We start from the raw sequence: 16,156 nt of genomic DNA on the forward strand, positions 1-16,156 counted from the left end.
ACACCAAACCATACCAATGAAAATATTCCAGCAGGCCATCCGGTTGCGCGAGCGGAAAAGAGGCTTTCACCTCATTACATATGAAGTAGTGCAATCGCTGCCGCAACTGTCGGAAATCAGCACCGGCATGTGCCAGGTATTTATACAACATACCTCTGCATCGCTTACTATTAATGAGAATGCTGACCCTACGGTGCGTACCGATTTTGAAACGTATTTTAATAAAGCAGTTCCAGAGAACGATCCGGATTATGTACATACCGATGAAGGCCCGGATGATATGCCCGCACACCTGAAAGCTGCCATGCTGGGTAGCTCCGTACTTATACCCATTCACCGGGGCCGGCTGGCGCTCGGCACCTGGCAGGGCATTTATTTATGCGAACACCGCAACTATGGCGGCGCCAGAAATCTGATAGTCACCGCCTGGGGCGTGTAGTTGTTACAGTGGAATGGCAGCTACAATAGCTTCCAGATACTGCCGGTCGGTTTCATCAAAATAATTCAGATGCTCGCTGTCTACATCCAGCACCCCCAGCACCTTGCCATTACGAATTACCGGCACTACTATTTCCGATCTGCTCAGGCTGCTGCATGCAATATGCCCCGGAAACTGCTCTACATCCGGCACCACCAGCGTTTTTGCCTCTTTCCAGGCACTGCCGCACACCCCTCTGCCCAATGCAATGCGGGTACAGGCTATCGGTCCCTGAAAAGGCCCCAGCACCAGCTGGCTTTCTTTTACCATATAAAAACCAACCCACCACCATTTAAACTGTTCTTTCAGGGCTGCTGCCACATTGGCCAGGTTGGCTACCACATCGGTTTCGCCTTCCAGCAGTCCTTTAATCTGCGGAATCAGTTCTTCGTACTGTTCCGCCTTGCTTCCTGCCCCAACTTTTAAATCTTCTGCCATACTGCAAAATTAGGCAGCCTGCCACATATAAAAAGCCAATGCTTTTTTAAATACCCGGCACAATGCGGGGATGAGTGGTAACGTTTGTACCAGCATAGAATCCTAATTTTAAAAAGCATCATTCACCTTTCAATTCCCCCTTTACATGGATAGCAAGAAACCTGCAGAGAAGCCTGTTCAACAGGATGAACCCGATTCCGTTACCCGCTTTTTATGGTGGCTGGCCACCGTAGACCCCACGGTACTGAAAGAGTGTGGCCCCGAAAAAGAACGTTACCGTATTATTGGCGTTTCCGTACTGGTAACCTGGCTGTTTGCCACCCTGGCCTGGGGCTACTTCTTTTCCACTATCACCAACGATGATATGGTTATTTACCCGCTGGCACTGTTCTTTGGCTTTGCTATTCTGGCCATTGACCGTAACCTTATTGCCGCTATGGGTAAATCTACCCAGCGCAACGGCAATGGCTTTTTGCCGGTAGTGTTCCGGCTGGCGCTGGCGGTTACCATCGGCCTTTTTTTATCGCAACCCATTATTCTGATGCTGTTTAAAAAAGATATCAACACGCAGATTGAACTGAACAAGGAGAAAAAACTACAGACCTACCGTCAAAAACTCATCGACCTTAACGCTCCGCTGGTAGCCCGTTACCAGACAGAAGTGACCACTTTACAAAAGCAGTTAAAGGAGGCAGACGACCAGGTTAAATATTATAAAGACAGCTATATTAAAGAAACCGACGGCACCGGCGGCTCTGGTAAAATTGGCGAAGCATCTGTTGCGCGTGTTAAAAGAAGCGCTTACCAGAAAAGCGAGGAAACACTGGGCCAGCTGCAACTGGAGTTAAAACCCAAACTACAAACCGCACAGGACTCTTTGCAATCCATAGCCTCTGAAAACAAACGTAAAGAAACATTGTATGCCGCCACCCTTACCGATGGCTTTTTAACACAGGTAGAAGCCCTGAACGATCTGCTGGAAGAGCATACACCGTTGCGCACCCGGTACCGGCTGGTAATACTGATTATTACGCTGATTGAAGTAATGCCTGTGCTAAGCAAACTGTTGTTGCCCAAAGGCGAGTACGAAGAACGCATAGGCCAGCTTACACAACTGGGCATGCACAAAGCCACACTGGCAGCGGAAAAAGAACGGGCGTTGCAGGAGCATTATGCCACCAGCTCACTGGAAGCCGATAAAGCCTCGGTAGATCAGTTTTTTGCCACTTCCCGGCAGCAAAAAGAACGGATGGGCAAAGAGGTAATTGAACAGTCTGGCAGTGGCTCCTTTAACCAGCTATGGCAGCAATTCCGTAGCAAAGTCTTTAGCAAAAAGGAGGTGTAGCCACTGGGGTTAGTTGAGGTGTACTACAGAAAACACCTTTTCTTCTGCCAGCTTGCTCACGTATATCTTATCAATCAGTTGCTGAATTTTCCGGGTGTCTTTTTCCGTAACGGGAAGAGACGCCTGGTAAACCACATAAGGAAAGTCGTTTCCATCCAGCGATTCAAATTCAAGATACTGTTGCCTTAACTTTTTGCCGCTACGTACCGGCATTCCTTTGCAACTAAGCACCCTGCCCACTACAAACGTTACCATCCTGGTTTTAAAAAAGCCGTACTCGTAGTGGAAAGCAAAGGCTTTAGTATTGAATTTAATAATTTCCCGGCCAAACAAACTCCACAGCGTGTATTTGCCCAGCATCATACCCGCCACCGCAATAATCAGTATAGGCAAAACGGCACGGTAATACACTGCGGTTGCCAGCACCAGCAACAGCAACAGGTTACACAGCAGCAGCAGTAACCTGTACAGCAGCGTATTCCTCACTTCAATAGTGATGTAAATACAATTGCCATCAGAATAAACGGAAACGTAGTTCGGGGTCATAGTAGTTCCCTACAATTTATACAATAATCGCCATTCGCCGTCTGCGCAAATCCGTATTTTTTATAAAAATCACCACCTCAGCGGGTGTAAATACCCGTAAATGGAAGCAAGACTAACAACCATTACAGAAACTATTGTTAAAACACTTTAGCTACGCACTATTGCATAATAACCAGGGGTATCTTTAATACAACAACGGCGTTTTTTATTCCCGTTTTAAAATTCCAATTATCCCCAAAACATTCAGTCAGTGTCCCCGAACATTGACTGAATGACCTTGACTCTTCCCATTTTTTACAACAGTCTGCATTCCAACGCTGCTTTTACAAGCGCGGCAGCATTTTTCACCTCCAGCTTCTGCATCAGGTTTTTCCGGTGGGTTTCAACCGTAAGAATACTTACCGATAACTCTTCCGCCATCTGCGGATTGGTTTTACCCTCTGCTACCAGCTGCAAAACCTGCTTCTCCCGCCGGGTTAATGGCGGAATACTTTTTAAATCCTGTGGAGTGGGACGGGCCATAATCTGTTTCACTTCTGCACTAAACGTTATCTGCCCCTGTATAGCTTCCCGCACACATTGCAAAAACTCTTCGGGGCCCATGTTTTTTAAAAGGTATCCCCCTGCCCCGTTCTGCAACATCTGCATTACCACTGCTCTTTCCTGGTGGTTGGTAAAAGCCAGCACACAGGTATCGGGGCATAGCTGTTTTACCTTACGGCACAGCTCCACCCCACTCATGTCAGGCAGGGTAATATCCAGCAAAGCCACCTGTACCTGCTGCTGCTGCAGAAAACCAAGAAAATCGTTTCCGTTGGTAAACGTGCCTGCAACCGTAACTCCCTGCTCCGGCTGAAACACACGCTGCACCCCCTCCAGTATCATGGGGTGGTCATCTACCACCGCCAGTGTAATTACCTCTTTATCCTGCAACATTCAATTCAATATTTATGGTAGTACCTGCATTCACGGTAGCTTCTATCTCCATTTTACCATTCAGGTAATCTACCCGTTTCTGAATATTGGTAAGCCCTATACCCTGCGTACGGTTCAGCAGCCCTTTATCAAAGCCCTTACCATTGTCTTCCACCGTAATAAAAAAAGCAGAACCGGCCTGTGAGCATTGCACCAACACTTCTGTAGCATTTGCATGGCGCAGTACGTTAGACAACATCTCCTGCACAATGCGGTAAATGGTCTTTTGCGTACTACGTGGCAGCTGTGCATCTATATCAAAAGCATGAAATGAAATCTTCAGCTGTTCTGTAGCCAGGGTATCACACAAATCGCGCAAAGCCGCTTCCAGCCCGTACGACAATAGTGCCTGCGGCATCATATTATGCGCAATTCTCCGCAGCTCGGTAGAGGAATTATCCAGCTGATTTATAATACGGCTCAACTCCTGCTTTCCACTACCCTGCGCCGGCTGGGGCATAGTGGCCAGGTTCAGTTTTATCCCTGCCAGCATACCACCCAGGCCATCGTGCAAATCACGCGCCAGCCGTTCCCGCTCATTTTCTTCTCCCTGTATCAGGGCCTGCCGTACCTGTATCTGCTTTTGCTGTTCTGCGTTTATCAGCTGGCGCTGGTAATCCAGCTCCTTTCTTTTCGCCTGCCTTCTCTGGTTACGGTATAATAACGTAACAATAGCAGCAATAGCCAGCAACAAAGCCAGGGCGGCCGCCAGCAGCCAGTTCATTAACCTGGTATTGCGGGCAGATAATGTTGCTTTCTCGTTGGCAGCATGTAAAGCAGCAATCTTCTTTTCATTCTCAGCCTTGTTAAACTTTATCTCCAGCTCCTGAATATTCTTTTGCAGCTTGCTCTCATGCAAACTATCGTTCAGCTTGCTGTAGGCATGCAGCCAGCGGTTGGCTTCCTGCGCCTGCCCCATAGCCTCATTTACAGTAGCCATTTGCTGATATATGGTTTTGCGGTTGTTTACGTCTTTACCCAGGGTACCTTCCTGCAACAGATCTGTCAGCAGCTGCCGGGCCCGGGTATACTCGCCCGTTTCATACAAAATATTGTACTTTCTAAAAACCATCATCTGCAGCAATTGCTGCTGGTTTAACTGTTGCGCCAGCGGAATGCCTTTGTTCAGGCTTTCCATGGCCCGGCCAAACTGTGCTTTGGTGGTATAATACAAGGCTTCGGTGTAATAGTAGTTGGGCAGGTTTACCGATTGCGGAAAGGGCTTCAGTAATTCCCAGGCTTTATCCAGCATGGGTTTGGCCTGGGCAGATTTATTGCTGTAGAGATAATTACTGGCAGCACTCAAATAGGCAAACATCAGGCTGGATGATGTGGGGTATTTTTTTTCCAGCAACGCTATGGCCTTGTTATTATACAGCGCTGCCTTGTCAAACCGCGCATTGTACATCAGCAACGTAGCCAGCTGGGTGTAAAAATGAGCAGCCTTTTCTTCATTACCCGATTTTTCTGCCAGCGGTATGGCTTTGTTCAGCCATATGTCTGTTACAAAGTCATCACCTTTTTCTGCCCGCAGCATAATGCCGTAATTAAACCAGGCCATAGCAGCAAACAAGTAAGCTTCCTGCGTGGTAAATGGGGCCAGCTGCTGCTGCGCCTGCTGAAAAGCAACTGCCGCCTGCGCTGTGTGGGTATTGAAATAATACTGCCCCAGATAAAACGGGTACAAAGCCTGTACATAACCATTTGTACCGGCCAGCTGTTTGGCCTTTTGCAAAAGCGCCTTGCTTTGCACTGTGTCTTTTGCCCGCCAGTATTCTGATAGCTGATAATGTACCCGCGCACGTGTACTGTCTGTAGTGGCGGTTTGCAATACCTTGTTTAAACTGTCGGTATATGCAGTTTCATTCAGAGGTAAGGTTTGCTGCGCCCTGCTTACGTATACTATGCCTGTCAATAGTAGTATCCAACACATTGCCCGTCTCATAGGTATATAGATTAGTCAGCGCCAAAACTACCATGAATATGGTAGAAAAAAACAGCTTTTTACTGGTATTGTACGCATTTGCCGCGCCTGGTAGTTTTGCAGTTATCAACCCTCCCTGCCAATCTCCGGCAATCAGCTTATAATAAACCAATAAATAGAGAACTATGAAGAAAATCAAAACCATGACCATTCTGGCATTTGCAGCAGTAACCACTTTCAGCGCGTGCTCTAAAGACAACGATGATACCCCAGGCTTAAACGGCACATGCTTTGCAGACAAAATGAGTCTTACCAATCCGGTAGTGGAAAATCTGCCAAGCCAGCATTCGGTAATTGTAACCTTTGATGTGAAGAATACCTCTTCAGAGAACTTCACTATTTCTGACGGGCACAAGCCGATTTATGTAAAAATGTCGGTTACCACCACTAACGATAAAGTGTACACCGAGGAGCAAATGTTAACTGTAACCTCGTTAAACGCTGGTGCACTGGCTTCCGCACCGGTAATGGTAGATTATGGTCCGGGCAATAGCTATAAAAGCTATAAAATAGACCAGGTGTTTTGCAAATAGCATCCAATTATATGAAAACGACCCAACACTTTTTACCTGTTACACTGTTGTTGCTGATGCTGCTTACCGGCGGCATTGGCAAAGCACAGTATGTACAAGCCGAGCGTGACGATACCGTACGCCTGTATGCAAAAACACCTTTCGATACCGTGGCAGCCCGCCAGGCACTGGCCGAGGGTAATGGCACTATTAAAGGAGTTGCTTTTACCCGCCCCAATAAAACTATCTATGGCAGAACGGGCAAAAAGCTACTGGCTAACAAAATCAAGATTATCCTGTTTCCGGTAACACCTTATCTGCTGGAATATCTGGATCTGAAGAAAAAAGAAAATCCCAAAAAGCTAAAATTTGCCTACATCAATCCGGCAGCCTGGCGTTTCCGGCTGGAGGCTATCACCAACAGCGATGGGGAGTTTACTTTTCCTAAAATGAAGCCAGGTAAATACTATATTCAGGGTGTTCTTAACTGGTATACCAGCGGCTACTATAACCGCTATTCAGGCAGTGCCAATAATGGCTATGGCACCACCAACTACTACACCAGAGAACATTACACTACAGACCATGCAGATTTGCTGGAGAAGTTTATAGAAGTGGAAAAAGACGGCCAGGTGCTGGAAGTAAAGCTTAAATAAATAAAGCGGGTCTGATACACCAGTTATTATTCCGGTGTATCAGGCTCGCTTTCTATTATTCTAACCGCCTGCCTGTAATAACGCTTCACCGTTTCCAGCTTCATGCCTTTTATAACTGCTATTTGCTGGTAGCTATACTCCTGCCTCCACCCCATATCCAGTATTTCTCTGTGATTAGCCGAAAGCCTGGCTCCTGCTGCCTTTACTTTTCGTTCAATACGCTCCACCACCTCCTGCCGGGCTTTAGCCTCCGGGCTATCCGCATCTTCTATCATCATATTCAGCCGCCGCGCCTCTCTTAGCGCCTTCATGGCCAGCTGGCATACCTTGCTCATCGCATAATCCGCAGGGTCCGCAATATCCGCAAGTTCATTACGCTCCTCCCATAGTTGCTCATAAAAACTCTCCATCACTAACGCTCCCAATGCTTCATTCCGGGCAAACCGGTTGGCCACCATCCTCAGTACCTCAAAACTTAAATCGCAGTAACGTTTGTAAGCCTGTAAATCACCGGCGGCTATGGCCCTGAAGGTCTTTTCATCGGCAAGAATTTCATTTGGTTTCATATCCGGTACAGATAGTTGATGAATACGTGTTTTGCGCGCCTGTTTCCAAATATCCGTTTGTTTTGGGCCATTTCCCGGTTTTATGGGTGTGTATTTTACATAAACCGTACAATAAAATACATCAAATCAGCAACTAACACAACGGGTAAACTGTTAGCTTTATACCGTTTCACCAACACAATTCTATCCTATGTATGCCGTTACTGCAGATTGGCTACAATCACTGGATGCCTTACAGGAAGTGCCAGCCGCACAACTGCAATGGCTCATAGACCAAAGCGATGTTATTACCCTGGATACAGGCAGCTACCTGTTCCGGCCCGGCGTACCACATACCGGCACTTATATTATTCTGGAAGGCAGTGTACAGCTATACAACCTGCAGCATAACGAAATGAACGAGCTGGCCGTTTTTGGCCCCCGCAGCATCAGCGGCTACCTGCCCTTTTCCCGCGGCAAAGTGGCGGCACTGTATGGTGTAGTACAAAGCCCTCTTACCTATCTATGCTTTCCGGTGGGCAGAATACAGGAACTGATCAGCCAGCATTTTGAGCTTACGCAGGCGCTGGTGCATGTAATGACTAACCGCGTACGCGATTATACCTCCATGATACGCCAGAACGAAAAAATGGTGGCTCTGGGCAAACTGTCTGCCGGCTTGGCGCACGAACTCAATAACCCCGCAGCAGCCGTGTTGCGTGGCGCATCTGCCCTTAAACAGCAGATGCAACTGATGCCCGCAGGGTTTGAAGAAATTGCCTCATTATGCCTGGCCCCCGCCGAAGTAGATGTGGTAAAAAAGAAACTGATGGAGGTACTGCAACAGGAAGATCGCCCCAGACTATCACTACTTCAGCAGTCTGACCGGGAAGACGAGCTTTACCAATGGCTGCAGCAGCACGGTATAAAAAACAGCGCCGCACTGGCAGAAAATTTTACGGAGTACGATTTTACCACCGCCAAACTGGAAGACCTGAAAGCGCATATACCCGACAATTATCTCTCCCCCATTTTTAACTGGTTACATAAAAACCTGGTAACCGACAAGCTGGTGGCAGATATTGAAGAAGCCTCGCGCCGCATAGGGCAGTTAGTAACCTCGGTTAAAACCTTTACTCATATGGATCAGGGTACTGCAAAGCAGCTCACCAACCTGCACAGCGGCATTGAAGATACCCTTGTTATTCTTGGCTATAAACTGCGGCACAGCAATATACAGGTTGTTCAGGAGCTGGATGCCCAACTGCCGCTGGTACCCGTACAGGCAGGCGCTATAAACCAGGTATGGACCAACCTTATTGATAACGCCATTGATGCCATGGGCACCAATGGCAGCGGTATACTACGCATTACCACCAGCCACACCGGCAATCAGGTACAGGTAGCTATTACAGATAACGGGCCGGGCATTCCGGATGATATAGCCGCTAAAATTTTTGAACCCTTTTTTACCACCAAAGCCGTGGGCAAAGGCACGGGGCTGGGGCTGGATATTGCACATAACATTGTACACCAGCACAAAGGCCGGTTACAGGTACAATCACAACCTGGCAACACTACCTTTACTGTAACCCTGCCCCTTAGCAACGAACCACAAACCGTAACAGCATGAGTTTACCCATTATACTTTGTATAGACGACGATCCGCAGGTACTGCGCGCCATTGTACGCGACCTTAAAAACCAGTACCGCGAGCAATATAAAATTATCAGCACCACACAGGTAAAAGAAGCATTGGACAGCCTGCTGGAGCTGAAGAACAAAGGCGAGAATGTAGCCCTGTTTTTATCAGACCAGCGCATGCCCGATCTGGATGGCGTGGCGTTTCTGGAAAAAGCCATGCAGATTTACCCCGATGCTAAAAGGGTACTGCTAACCGCTTATTCCGATACAGATGCTGCCATTAAAGCCATTAACAAAGTGCAGCTGGATTACTATCTGGTAAAACCGTGGGACCCGCCGGAGGAAAATCTGTATCCGGTAATGAATGAATTGTTGGACGACTGGCACCAATCGTACCGCGCCGAGTTCCGTGGTATTAAAGTAATAGGCTATCAGTTCTCCCGCAGCTCCCATGCCATCAAAGAGTTTCTGGCAGGCAACCTTATTCCTTACCAATGGCACGAGGTACGAAATGACGAGCCCTGCCACCTGATGCAGATAAATAATATTGACACCAAAGACCTGCCTGCCGTTTTTATGGAAGATGGCAGCTATTTGCTCAGCCCCTCCATTAAACAGATTGCCGATAAAATAGGCCTCACCCCCCAGATTAAACATGAGGTATACGATGTGGTAATTATAGGTGCCGGCCCTGCCGGGCTGGCAGCAGGTGTATACGGCTCTTCAGAAGGTTTAAAAACACTGCTGATTGAGCGCAAAGCACCTGGTGGGCAGGCAGGCACCAGCTCCCGTATCGAAAACTATCTGGGCTTCCCCTCCGGCCTCAGCGGTGCAGAACTTACCCGCCGTGCTATTGCACAGGCCACCCGGCTGGGTACCGAGTTTGTAACCCCTCAGTCTGTTCGCAACATACGCCAGCAGGATGGGTACAATATACTGGAAATGGAAGATGGCAGCACGGTTACCACCCGCAGTGTTATTATCACTACCGGTGTGGATTACCGTATGCTGGACACCAAAGGCGTGGCCGATTTTACCGGCGCAGGCATTTACTATGGTGCTGCTATGACAGAAGCCAGCTCCTGTACCGATAAACAGGTGTTTGTAGTAGGTGGCGGCAACTCCGCCGGGCAGGCAGCCATGTATCTTTCCCGGTTTGCCCGCAGCGTAAACATCCTCATCCGCCGCGAAGATCTTACCAGCACTATGTCGGCCTATCTGATTGATCAGATAAAAGGTACACCCAACATTACCATACGCCCCTGTAGCGAGGTAGCAGAAGCTTCCGGCACCGACCAGCTGGAGCAGCTGGTGATTAAAAATCTGGTAACCGGCGAAACCACTACCGAACAGGCAGCAGCACTGTATATATTCATCGGTGCCAAACCGTTTACCGATTGGATTGCACTGAATATTATTAAAGACGATAAAGGATTTATTGAAACCGGGCGGGACTTAAAAACCAACGAGCAGTTTTTGAAAGTATGGAAACAGGAGCGTGATCCTTACCTGCTCGAAACCAGCTGCCCCGGCATTTTTGCCGCCGGAGATGTGCGGGCGGGCGCTATGAACCGCGTAGCTGCTGCGGTAGGTGAGGGCTCTATGGCCATCAGCTTTGTACATAAATATCTTGCAGAAGTAAAATAATAACACCATGAGCCAATCACTATGCGAGCATTTACTGGATGTAGACAATGTAGTTACTTCCAAAACACATGTATGTGAAGAATGCGTAAAAACCAACGGTGAATGGGTACACCTGCGTGTATGCCAAACCTGCGGGGCAACACTTTGCTGCGATGATTCCCCTTCGCAACACATGACTAAACATTTTCACGCTACGGGCCACCCGGTAATTGCTTCTGCCGAACCTGGCGAGCGGTGGTTGTGGTGTAATAAAGACGAGATAATGGCGCAGTATTAAGCAAGCGGATCTGTTAAATAAAAAGCTTCCGCAGGCAGGCGCGTTGCCTACGGAAGCTTTTAGCTGTTACTACTGGTTATTTGTTTTACCTGTAACAGGGTTAATCATTTTGCCGGTTATTTTAAAATGCTCAAATGCATTTTTATATCCTACCAGCATGTTTTCCTTATGGTTTAAAAACTTGTATTCATAAGGTAACATTGTTTCCTCCGCATAAATTTCACGCACACCATATTTACCCTTTTTCTTTGCAATTACCAGAAAAGTATTCAGGTAAGCCAACTCTTCATACTCAAAAGGTATCAGTATCCGGGAGTTTCTGTTATACATATTCTTCAGGTCAACCATGCCATATTTGCCATTCTTTACAGCAATCACAGGCGTTCTGTATAAATCATTATCACTGCTATAGCGGCTGTAAACAGCAGGCAGAATATTATCATACTCCATCTCCATCAGCATTTCACCGGTATTGCTGAAAATACCATACTTACCGTTAAGCTTTAACAAAAAGTTGGTGGTTCTGTACGCCCCATCCATAGATACAGGCTTAATCAAATCATATTTCACAGGCAACAAAACAGAGTTATCTGTTTTTATTAAACCATACTTATCCCCTTTCTTTAATAGTATTACTTTATCATGCAGGCTTAATATGCTGTTTTCCACCGGTAGCACCACAGCACCAGTCATATCCAACATACCCTTTAGTCCGTTTTTAGTACACACCAGGTAAGAGCTATATCCAACCCGGTTCAGATCACTATATTCAAACGGCACCAATACAGCTCCTGTTTTGCTCAACATACCATGCAGGCCATTTTTTACGGCGATAAAATTATACAGCCTGTCTTCTCCGGTGGATATACGTTCCAGTCTGTCATATTCAAAAGGTACCAGTTGCTTTTCCGTCATATCTATAATACCCCGGCGACCATTCAGTTCCGCAATAATCAATTCATCATACACATTAATATGCGAATACCAGTTTTTAAACAATAATCTGCCATCCCATGCCAGCAGGTTATATTGGTTATCCCTGCTTACCCGCAAATAATCACGCTCTGTAGAAATGCCATTGTATATAAAAGGCACCACCACCTCTTTGCTTAAAATATTAATAACACCATACATTTCTCCCTTTCTGGCAACAAATAAGTTGGATGGGTTATAATAACTTTTTTCCAGTTTGTTATACTCAAAAGGCAGCATCACATCGCCGGTCTCTGTAATAATACCTGCCTTGCCGCCTGTAGAGGCTATATAATATGTCTGATCGTCCAGGGTAAAAGAATTCAGTTCGTCGTAAATACAGGGAATAACAGATTCTCCCTTGTAATTAATAACACCATACTTACCATTCAATATTACAGTTATAGCAGTGCGGTTATTATAAGAGGTACTGAGGCTTTCAAACACAAATGGTGTTAGCTTGCGTTTGGTAGAGGTAACTATCAGTGCATAACGCTTATTACCATAACCCTGTCCTTTATAAGCCACACTCACATCTTTGTCTGAAATGGTTTCCTGCAAATAAAAAAGCCCGTCTTCTTCTGTTGATACAGGGCCACTGCGGCTGTAATCTTCTATAGCAACAGCCCTTACTTCTTCCACCACAGGCGCTGCCTCTACAACCCCTTCCATCATTATCGTTCCCTCAGTAACTTCCTGCTTTTCGGCTTTTGCTTTTGGCTTTGCTTTGGTTGATTTTTTGCCGGTAGTTTGTGCAATGGCTCCCAGGTTAGCTACCAGTAGCAGCATTACTAAAATTCGCTTCATAATTAGGGTTTAAGTTCGGTTAACAGTTTTTTGAGTGGCGAAAATACGTTTTTGACTTTCATATCCTGCTAAATAATAATATATTCACCTACACATGATCATAGAATCACTTTCACCACACAATCTGCATGCAGGGATACACCTTATGTTAGGGTTATGGCCCCACAATTCCTTTGAGGAAACGCATACAGACTGTCAGGCCATATTGACAAACAGGAATGAAGCGTGCTATCTGGTTAAAAATGAGGAAGTATACATTGCTTTTGTTCACATTACGCTCCGGTACGATTATGTGGAAGGCGCAGAAAACACTCCCGTTGCCTATATAGAAGGCATGAGCGCTGGAAAAATGAGGCAAAGCGTATCTTGAAGAAAAAAAGCAGAATAATTTTCCAGCCGATGCGCCAGCAATGAAATAGAATCCTATATTCGCAGCCCGATAAAAGCATGGTGCGGTAGCTCAGTCGGTAGAGCAAAGGACTGAAAATCCTTGTGTCGCCGGTTCGATCCCGGCTCACACCACGTAAAGCCTGTAAGTGACTAACTTACAGGCTTTTTTTTAGCCATAATTTTAGATTTATTGAGTTATGCTTTCGGGTACTTTTAGCCGCTGCCCGCACATGCCCTACTCAATGGCTAACTACCAGCCCCTGTTCAGGCACATACTTATCGTATTCCATATGTATTGCTACTTTAGTTGCTGCTTCCTGTCCTTTTAGTCTGGCTACCAGGTGCAGCGCGCCGTCTATACCGGCAGAAATGCCCGCAGTAGTGATCACCCTTCCATTATCTACATACCTCACATTGGGCAGTACTCTGGCACCAGGCACCTGCCGTTGCAAGCTTTCTATACTACGGTGGAAAGTAGTTACGGTAAGACTGTCCAATAAACCAGCTTTACCCAGAATAAAGGCACCTGTACAAACAGAAAAATAGGTTTGAGTGGCTGTATCACGCAACTGTATCCATTTAATTACGTCGGAATCATTTGCTGCCACATCATCATTACCTCCAAAAACAGCGAATATATCTGCCGGGGGCGCATCTGCTATACTGTAATCAGGTATTATTTTCAATACACGCTGAGAAAGTAGAGGTTCTTTCTTTTTGGCAACCGTAAATATGCGAAAACCGGCATAAGAAAATACTTCCATAGGTCCTGCAAAATCAAGTACCTCCACCCCATCATACAAAAAAAAGCAAATACTGATTTGCCGGTTCTTTATAGAGTCTCGATTAATAAGTTTCATACCACAAGCCGGGCAGTTGCCTGGCAAATGAAATACCATACTATCACAGGCACCACAGGGAGGGCAAACATAAACGGGTGGCTGAGGCCGTGCAAGTGCTAACAAAGGAAGGAACAGCAAAAACAGAATCAGTTGTTTCATGGTGTATTGCATTTTTACAAAGCTACCCACTGCAACCCGCGCTAAAAGGACAACTACCCCATAAATACGGACAATCTATTGTTTACCGGAAGCTGCTTTTTGCTCTTTTTTAAGCAGTTGCAGCAGCTGACCAGGCCCTTTAAAACCGCACTCTCTGGCAACCGATTCCATTTTATGATTTGCTTTCAATAATTGCTGTGCTTTTTCCACGCGTAATTGCTGTATATACTGACCTATAGAACTGCCGGTGGCTTTTTTAAACAGGCGGGTTACACTCCGTGGGCTTACATATACCAATACAGCCAATACATCTATGGTTATTTTCTGATGCAGGTGGCAGGCTATATAATCCTGCACCTGATGTATTACATAACTTACATGCTGCCTGTTCTGCAGAAATACGCTATGCTGCGATTCTGTACCGTTTCTGCGAATGTATACTACCATATCTTTGGCTACCCTGTAAGCAAATTCAGCCCCATGCTGCTCTTCTACCAGAAAAAGCGCTAAGTCAATACCGGTGGCAATGCCCGCGCTGGTATATATTCTGCCGCTTTTTACAAATAATTTATTCTCCAGCACGGTAAGTTCCGGAAACTGCTGTTGTAAGGTTCGGGTGTATGCCCAATGTGTTGTGCAATTATGCCCCTGTAATAAGCCTGCGACCGCCAGGGCAAAGGCAGCCGTACAAACAGAGCAGATAACAGCGCCGGCAGCAGCAGCAGTCCGTAGCCAGGGCACCCATAATACATCATCAGCACGTCTGAAGCGGGAAAGATCCATGCCGGCTACCACTACAATATCTTCACTGGTAATAGTTACAGAATTAAGCGGAGCAATAGCGGTAAAGCCAATACCGGCAGAAGCGGCCGGATGGGGATAAGGCGAAACATAATGAAGTTCATAAGGCCTGCCACAACAACCAGATTCATAAAATACTGTTACAGGCCCGGCCAGGTCCAGCAGATGTACCCCGTCAAACAGCAGAAAGACTACTCGTGTGGGTTTCATCCTGCTAATTTAAAAGGTTATTAACAAGAAGCTGAAATAACTCTCAGATACTTTGCTTCCTGGTAGCAACATATTACACTACCTTGCCAGCACTTTGATGCAATAACATATGGCACTTATTAATTTTACACTCAAACATCCTGACTATATCACCCCCTGGGGCGAGGCTGCTGAAACAAGCATGGATTGGTTTGCACTAACGGATGGCGAATACTGGCTGGATGTAAAGAAGGCTACGCTTTACGAATATACAACTGAAGTATTGGCAGGCACCCATGCAAACAGCTCCCATTACGTAGATTTTCAGATAGCGCGTTTGTTAGAAGACTTGACCCGCATTTTTGAAGCTATTGCAGAGCCTGTTCCGGATGCCTTTTACGCAATTGCACAGAGTCACAATTACTTATACCGGTTTTATGAAGCTGCCCAAAGCTGGTTCGAGCATGCATCGCAGGCACCTTCTGCCGATGTAGATGCCTGTTACGATAGTTACGACAAAGCGATTGAATGGATATACAGCAGAACACTCACTGCTGCACATTTAACATACGAGCCGGGTATCAGTTTTTTCAGAAACAGTAATAACATTGCTCTGGTGTGGAACGCCGATCACCTTACGGAGAACAATATTCCTGTATGGACGGCTCAAAACGGAGAAATAGAAATAGAATACCAGCTGTTTGTTCATGAAATAGAAGATTTTGGCAGCCGCTTCTTTCAGGCGATGGATACGCAGGTGCAGATAGCAGTAGAAAAAAACTGGGGTACAACACAAATCAATAAACAACGCTTAATACAGGAGCAGCAGGATAGAAAAGCCGCTTTTCAGCAAAAGCTGTCACTATTAAAAAGAGAACCTTTCCTACGCACAGACTGGCATTTCATTAATACTCAGGTAACAAAAATGTTTAGTTAACTATGCAGGAGG

The 16,156-nt window shown here is 46.2% G+C and carries 17 protein-coding genes, 1 tRNA gene and 1 pseudogene; 10 read left to right on the forward strand and 9 right to left on the reverse strand.

Translation table 11 applies throughout. The features are described from left to right. Nucleotides 1-16: 16 nt before the first annotated feature. Nucleotides 17-439, forward strand: a complete 423-nt coding sequence (locus IEY13_RS24400) for a secondary thiamine-phosphate synthase enzyme YjbQ (RefSeq protein WP_188957298.1) — start codon at nt 17-19, stop codon at nt 437-439. A gap of 3 nt (nt 440-442) precedes the next feature. Here the strand turns inward: IEY13_RS24400 and msrC are convergent, their stop codons facing one another. Next, the gene (msrC, locus tag IEY13_RS24405; RefSeq protein ID WP_188957300.1) at nt 443-916 is read right to left on the reverse strand and encodes a free L-methionine (R)-S-oxide reductase MsrC; all 474 of its coding nucleotides are present in this window, start codon (nt 914-916) and stop codon (nt 443-445) included. Between the two features lie 145 nt (nt 917-1,061). On the opposite strand from msrC, the gene IEY13_RS24410 reads away from it, so the two are divergent. Beyond that, nucleotides 1,062-2,261, forward strand: a complete 1,200-nt coding sequence (locus tag IEY13_RS24410; RefSeq protein WP_188957302.1) for a DUF4407 domain-containing protein — start codon at nt 1,062-1,064, stop codon at nt 2,259-2,261. Nucleotides 2,262-2,270: 9 nt separating this feature from the next. On the opposite strand, the gene IEY13_RS24415 is transcribed toward IEY13_RS24410, so the two are convergent. The 3 genes from IEY13_RS24415 to IEY13_RS24425 all read right to left on the reverse strand — a co-directional run bounded on the left by IEY13_RS24415 (nt 2,271) and on the right by IEY13_RS24425 (nt 5,727). After that, nucleotides 2,271-2,807 (reverse strand): hypothetical protein, encoded by a 537-nt coding sequence (locus IEY13_RS24415; RefSeq protein ID WP_188957304.1) that lies wholly within the window; start codon nt 2,805-2,807, stop codon nt 2,271-2,273. A gap of 294 nt (nt 2,808-3,101) precedes the next feature. Further along, entirely contained in the window at nt 3,102-3,743 is a 642-nt protein-coding gene (locus tag IEY13_RS24420; protein WP_188957306.1) for a response regulator, read from the reverse strand. Continuing rightward, nucleotides 3,730-5,727: a sensor histidine kinase gene (locus IEY13_RS24425; RefSeq protein ID WP_188957308.1), complete on the reverse strand. Its 1,998-nt coding sequence runs from the start codon at nt 5,725-5,727 to the stop codon at nt 3,730-3,732. The genes IEY13_RS24420 and IEY13_RS24425 overlap by 14 nt, the downstream gene beginning before the upstream one ends. A 164-nt stretch (nt 5,728-5,891) precedes the next feature. Here IEY13_RS24425 and IEY13_RS24430 point away from each other — a divergent pair, with 164 nt between their 5' ends. Together IEY13_RS24430 and IEY13_RS24435 are read left to right on the forward strand one after the other, a co-directional pair. Further along, on the forward strand, nt 5,892-6,299 hold the full coding sequence (locus tag IEY13_RS24430; RefSeq protein ID WP_188957310.1) for a hypothetical protein: 408 nt from the start codon (nt 5,892-5,894) through the stop codon (nt 6,297-6,299). A gap of 11 nt (nt 6,300-6,310) precedes the next feature. Continuing rightward, on the forward strand, nt 6,311-6,934 hold the full coding sequence (locus tag IEY13_RS24435) for a hypothetical protein (RefSeq protein WP_188957312.1): 624 nt from the start codon (nt 6,311-6,313) through the stop codon (nt 6,932-6,934). Nucleotides 6,935-6,960: 26 nt separating this feature from the next. On the opposite strand, the gene IEY13_RS24440 is transcribed toward IEY13_RS24435, so the two are convergent. After that, nucleotides 6,961-7,500 carry an RNA polymerase sigma factor gene (locus IEY13_RS24440; protein WP_188957314.1) on the reverse strand — a complete coding sequence of 180 codons (540 nt, stop codon included), beginning with the start codon at nt 7,498-7,500 and terminating at the stop codon, nt 6,961-6,963. A gap of 190 nt (nt 7,501-7,690) precedes the next feature. Here IEY13_RS24440 and IEY13_RS24445 point away from each other — a divergent pair, with 190 nt between their 5' ends. The 3 genes from IEY13_RS24445 to IEY13_RS24455 are packed head-to-tail and all read left to right on the forward strand — an operon-like array spanning nt 7,691 to nt 11,047. Then, nucleotides 7,691-9,112, forward strand: a complete 1,422-nt coding sequence (locus IEY13_RS24445; protein ID WP_188957316.1) for an ATP-binding protein — start codon at nt 7,691-7,693, stop codon at nt 9,110-9,112. Beyond that, on the forward strand, nt 9,109-10,770 hold the full coding sequence (locus IEY13_RS24450) for an NAD(P)/FAD-dependent oxidoreductase (RefSeq protein ID WP_188957318.1): 1,662 nt from the start codon (nt 9,109-9,111) through the stop codon (nt 10,768-10,770). The genes IEY13_RS24445 and IEY13_RS24450 overlap by 4 nt, the downstream gene beginning before the upstream one ends. A 7-nt stretch (nt 10,771-10,777) precedes the next feature. Beyond that, the gene (locus IEY13_RS24455; RefSeq protein ID WP_188957320.1) at nt 10,778-11,047 is read left to right on the forward strand and encodes a UBP-type zinc finger domain-containing protein; all 270 of its coding nucleotides are present in this window, start codon (nt 10,778-10,780) and stop codon (nt 11,045-11,047) included. A gap of 69 nt (nt 11,048-11,116) precedes the next feature. Here IEY13_RS24455 and IEY13_RS24460 read toward each other — a convergent pair whose 3' ends face one another. Beyond that, a complete protein-coding gene (locus IEY13_RS24460; RefSeq protein WP_188957322.1) occupies nt 11,117-12,826 on the reverse strand; it encodes a WG repeat-containing protein in 1,710 nt (569 codons plus the stop codon). Between the two features lie 94 nt (nt 12,827-12,920). Here IEY13_RS24460 and IEY13_RS24465 point away from each other — a divergent pair, with 94 nt between their 5' ends. After that, nucleotides 12,921-13,196: a hypothetical protein gene (locus IEY13_RS24465; RefSeq protein ID WP_188957324.1), complete on the forward strand. Its 276-nt coding sequence runs from the start codon at nt 12,921-12,923 to the stop codon at nt 13,194-13,196. Between the two features lie 79 nt (nt 13,197-13,275). Then, a tRNA-Phe gene (locus IEY13_RS24470) sits at nt 13,276-13,348 on the forward strand. 107 nt (nt 13,349-13,455) lie between these two features. Here the strand turns inward: IEY13_RS24470 and IEY13_RS24475 are convergent. The 3 genes and pseudogenes from IEY13_RS24475 to IEY13_RS24480 all read right to left on the reverse strand — a co-directional run bounded on the left by IEY13_RS24475 (nt 13,456) and on the right by IEY13_RS24480 (nt 15,228). Continuing rightward, nucleotides 13,456-14,076 carry a DJ-1/PfpI family protein gene (locus tag IEY13_RS24475; protein WP_188957326.1) on the reverse strand — a complete coding sequence of 207 codons (621 nt, stop codon included), beginning with the start codon at nt 14,074-14,076 and terminating at the stop codon, nt 13,456-13,458. Further along, nucleotides 14,077-14,229: pseudogene (locus IEY13_RS30470) on the reverse strand (hypothetical protein); the annotation flags it as partial. It abuts the gene before it with no gap. 63 nt (nt 14,230-14,292) lie between these two features. Then, nucleotides 14,293-15,228: a GlxA family transcriptional regulator gene (locus IEY13_RS24480; protein ID WP_188957328.1), complete on the reverse strand. Its 936-nt coding sequence runs from the start codon at nt 15,226-15,228 to the stop codon at nt 14,293-14,295. A 109-nt stretch (nt 15,229-15,337) separates the two neighbouring features. Here IEY13_RS24480 and IEY13_RS24485 point away from each other — a divergent pair, with 109 nt between their 5' ends. Further along, complete coding sequence (locus tag IEY13_RS24485; RefSeq protein ID WP_188957330.1) at nt 15,338-16,144, forward strand: DUF5984 family protein; 807 nt, start codon at nt 15,338-15,340, stop codon at nt 16,142-16,144. The last annotated feature ends 12 nt before the right edge of the window (nt 16,145-16,156 follow it).

Source organism: Filimonas zeae (assembly GCF_014641615.1).
Taxonomy (GTDB): Bacteria; Bacteroidota; Bacteroidia; order Chitinophagales; family Chitinophagaceae; genus Filimonas; species Filimonas zeae.

Bases quoted from the DNA above. Each gene is read 5' to 3' on its own strand.
- IEY13_RS24445 (WP_188957316.1), top strand. From the start codon at position 7,691: ATGTATGCCGTTACTGCAGATTGGCTACAATCACTGGATGCCTTACAG.
- IEY13_RS24475 (WP_188957326.1), bottom strand. From the start codon at position 14,076: ATGAAACTTATTAATCGAGACTCTATAAAGAACCGGCAAATCAGTATT.
- IEY13_RS24450 (WP_188957318.1), top strand. From the start codon at position 9,109: ATGAGTTTACCCATTATACTTTGTATAGACGACGATCCGCAGGTACTG.
- IEY13_RS24400 (WP_188957298.1), top strand. From the start codon at position 17: ATGAAAATATTCCAGCAGGCCATCCGGTTGCGCGAGCGGAAAAGAGGC.
- IEY13_RS24465 (WP_188957324.1), top strand. From the start codon at position 12,921: ATGATCATAGAATCACTTTCACCACACAATCTGCATGCAGGGATACAC.
- msrC (WP_188957300.1), bottom strand. From the start codon at position 916: ATGGCAGAAGATTTAAAAGTTGGGGCAGGAAGCAAGGCGGAACAGTAC.
- IEY13_RS24485 (WP_188957330.1), top strand. From the start codon at position 15,338: ATGGCACTTATTAATTTTACACTCAAACATCCTGACTATATCACCCCC.
- IEY13_RS24460 (WP_188957322.1), bottom strand. From the start codon at position 12,826: ATGAAGCGAATTTTAGTAATGCTGCTACTGGTAGCTAACCTGGGAGCC.
- IEY13_RS24435 (WP_188957312.1), top strand. From the start codon at position 6,311: ATGAAAACGACCCAACACTTTTTACCTGTTACACTGTTGTTGCTGATG.
- IEY13_RS24440 (WP_188957314.1), bottom strand. From the start codon at position 7,500: ATGAAACCAAATGAAATTCTTGCCGATGAAAAGACCTTCAGGGCCATA.
- IEY13_RS24430 (WP_188957310.1), top strand. From the start codon at position 5,892: ATGAAGAAAATCAAAACCATGACCATTCTGGCATTTGCAGCAGTAACC.
- IEY13_RS24425 (WP_188957308.1), bottom strand. From the start codon at position 5,727: ATGAGACGGGCAATGTGTTGGATACTACTATTGACAGGCATAGTATAC.
- IEY13_RS24410 (WP_188957302.1), top strand. From the start codon at position 1,062: ATGGATAGCAAGAAACCTGCAGAGAAGCCTGTTCAACAGGATGAACCC.
- IEY13_RS24415 (WP_188957304.1), bottom strand. From the start codon at position 2,807: ATGACCCCGAACTACGTTTCCGTTTATTCTGATGGCAATTGTATTTAC.
- IEY13_RS24420 (WP_188957306.1), bottom strand. From the start codon at position 3,743: ATGTTGCAGGATAAAGAGGTAATTACACTGGCGGTGGTAGATGACCAC.
- IEY13_RS24480 (WP_188957328.1), bottom strand. From the start codon at position 15,228: ATGAAACCCACACGAGTAGTCTTTCTGCTGTTTGACGGGGTACATCTG.
- IEY13_RS24455 (WP_188957320.1), top strand. From the start codon at position 10,778: ATGAGCCAATCACTATGCGAGCATTTACTGGATGTAGACAATGTAGTT.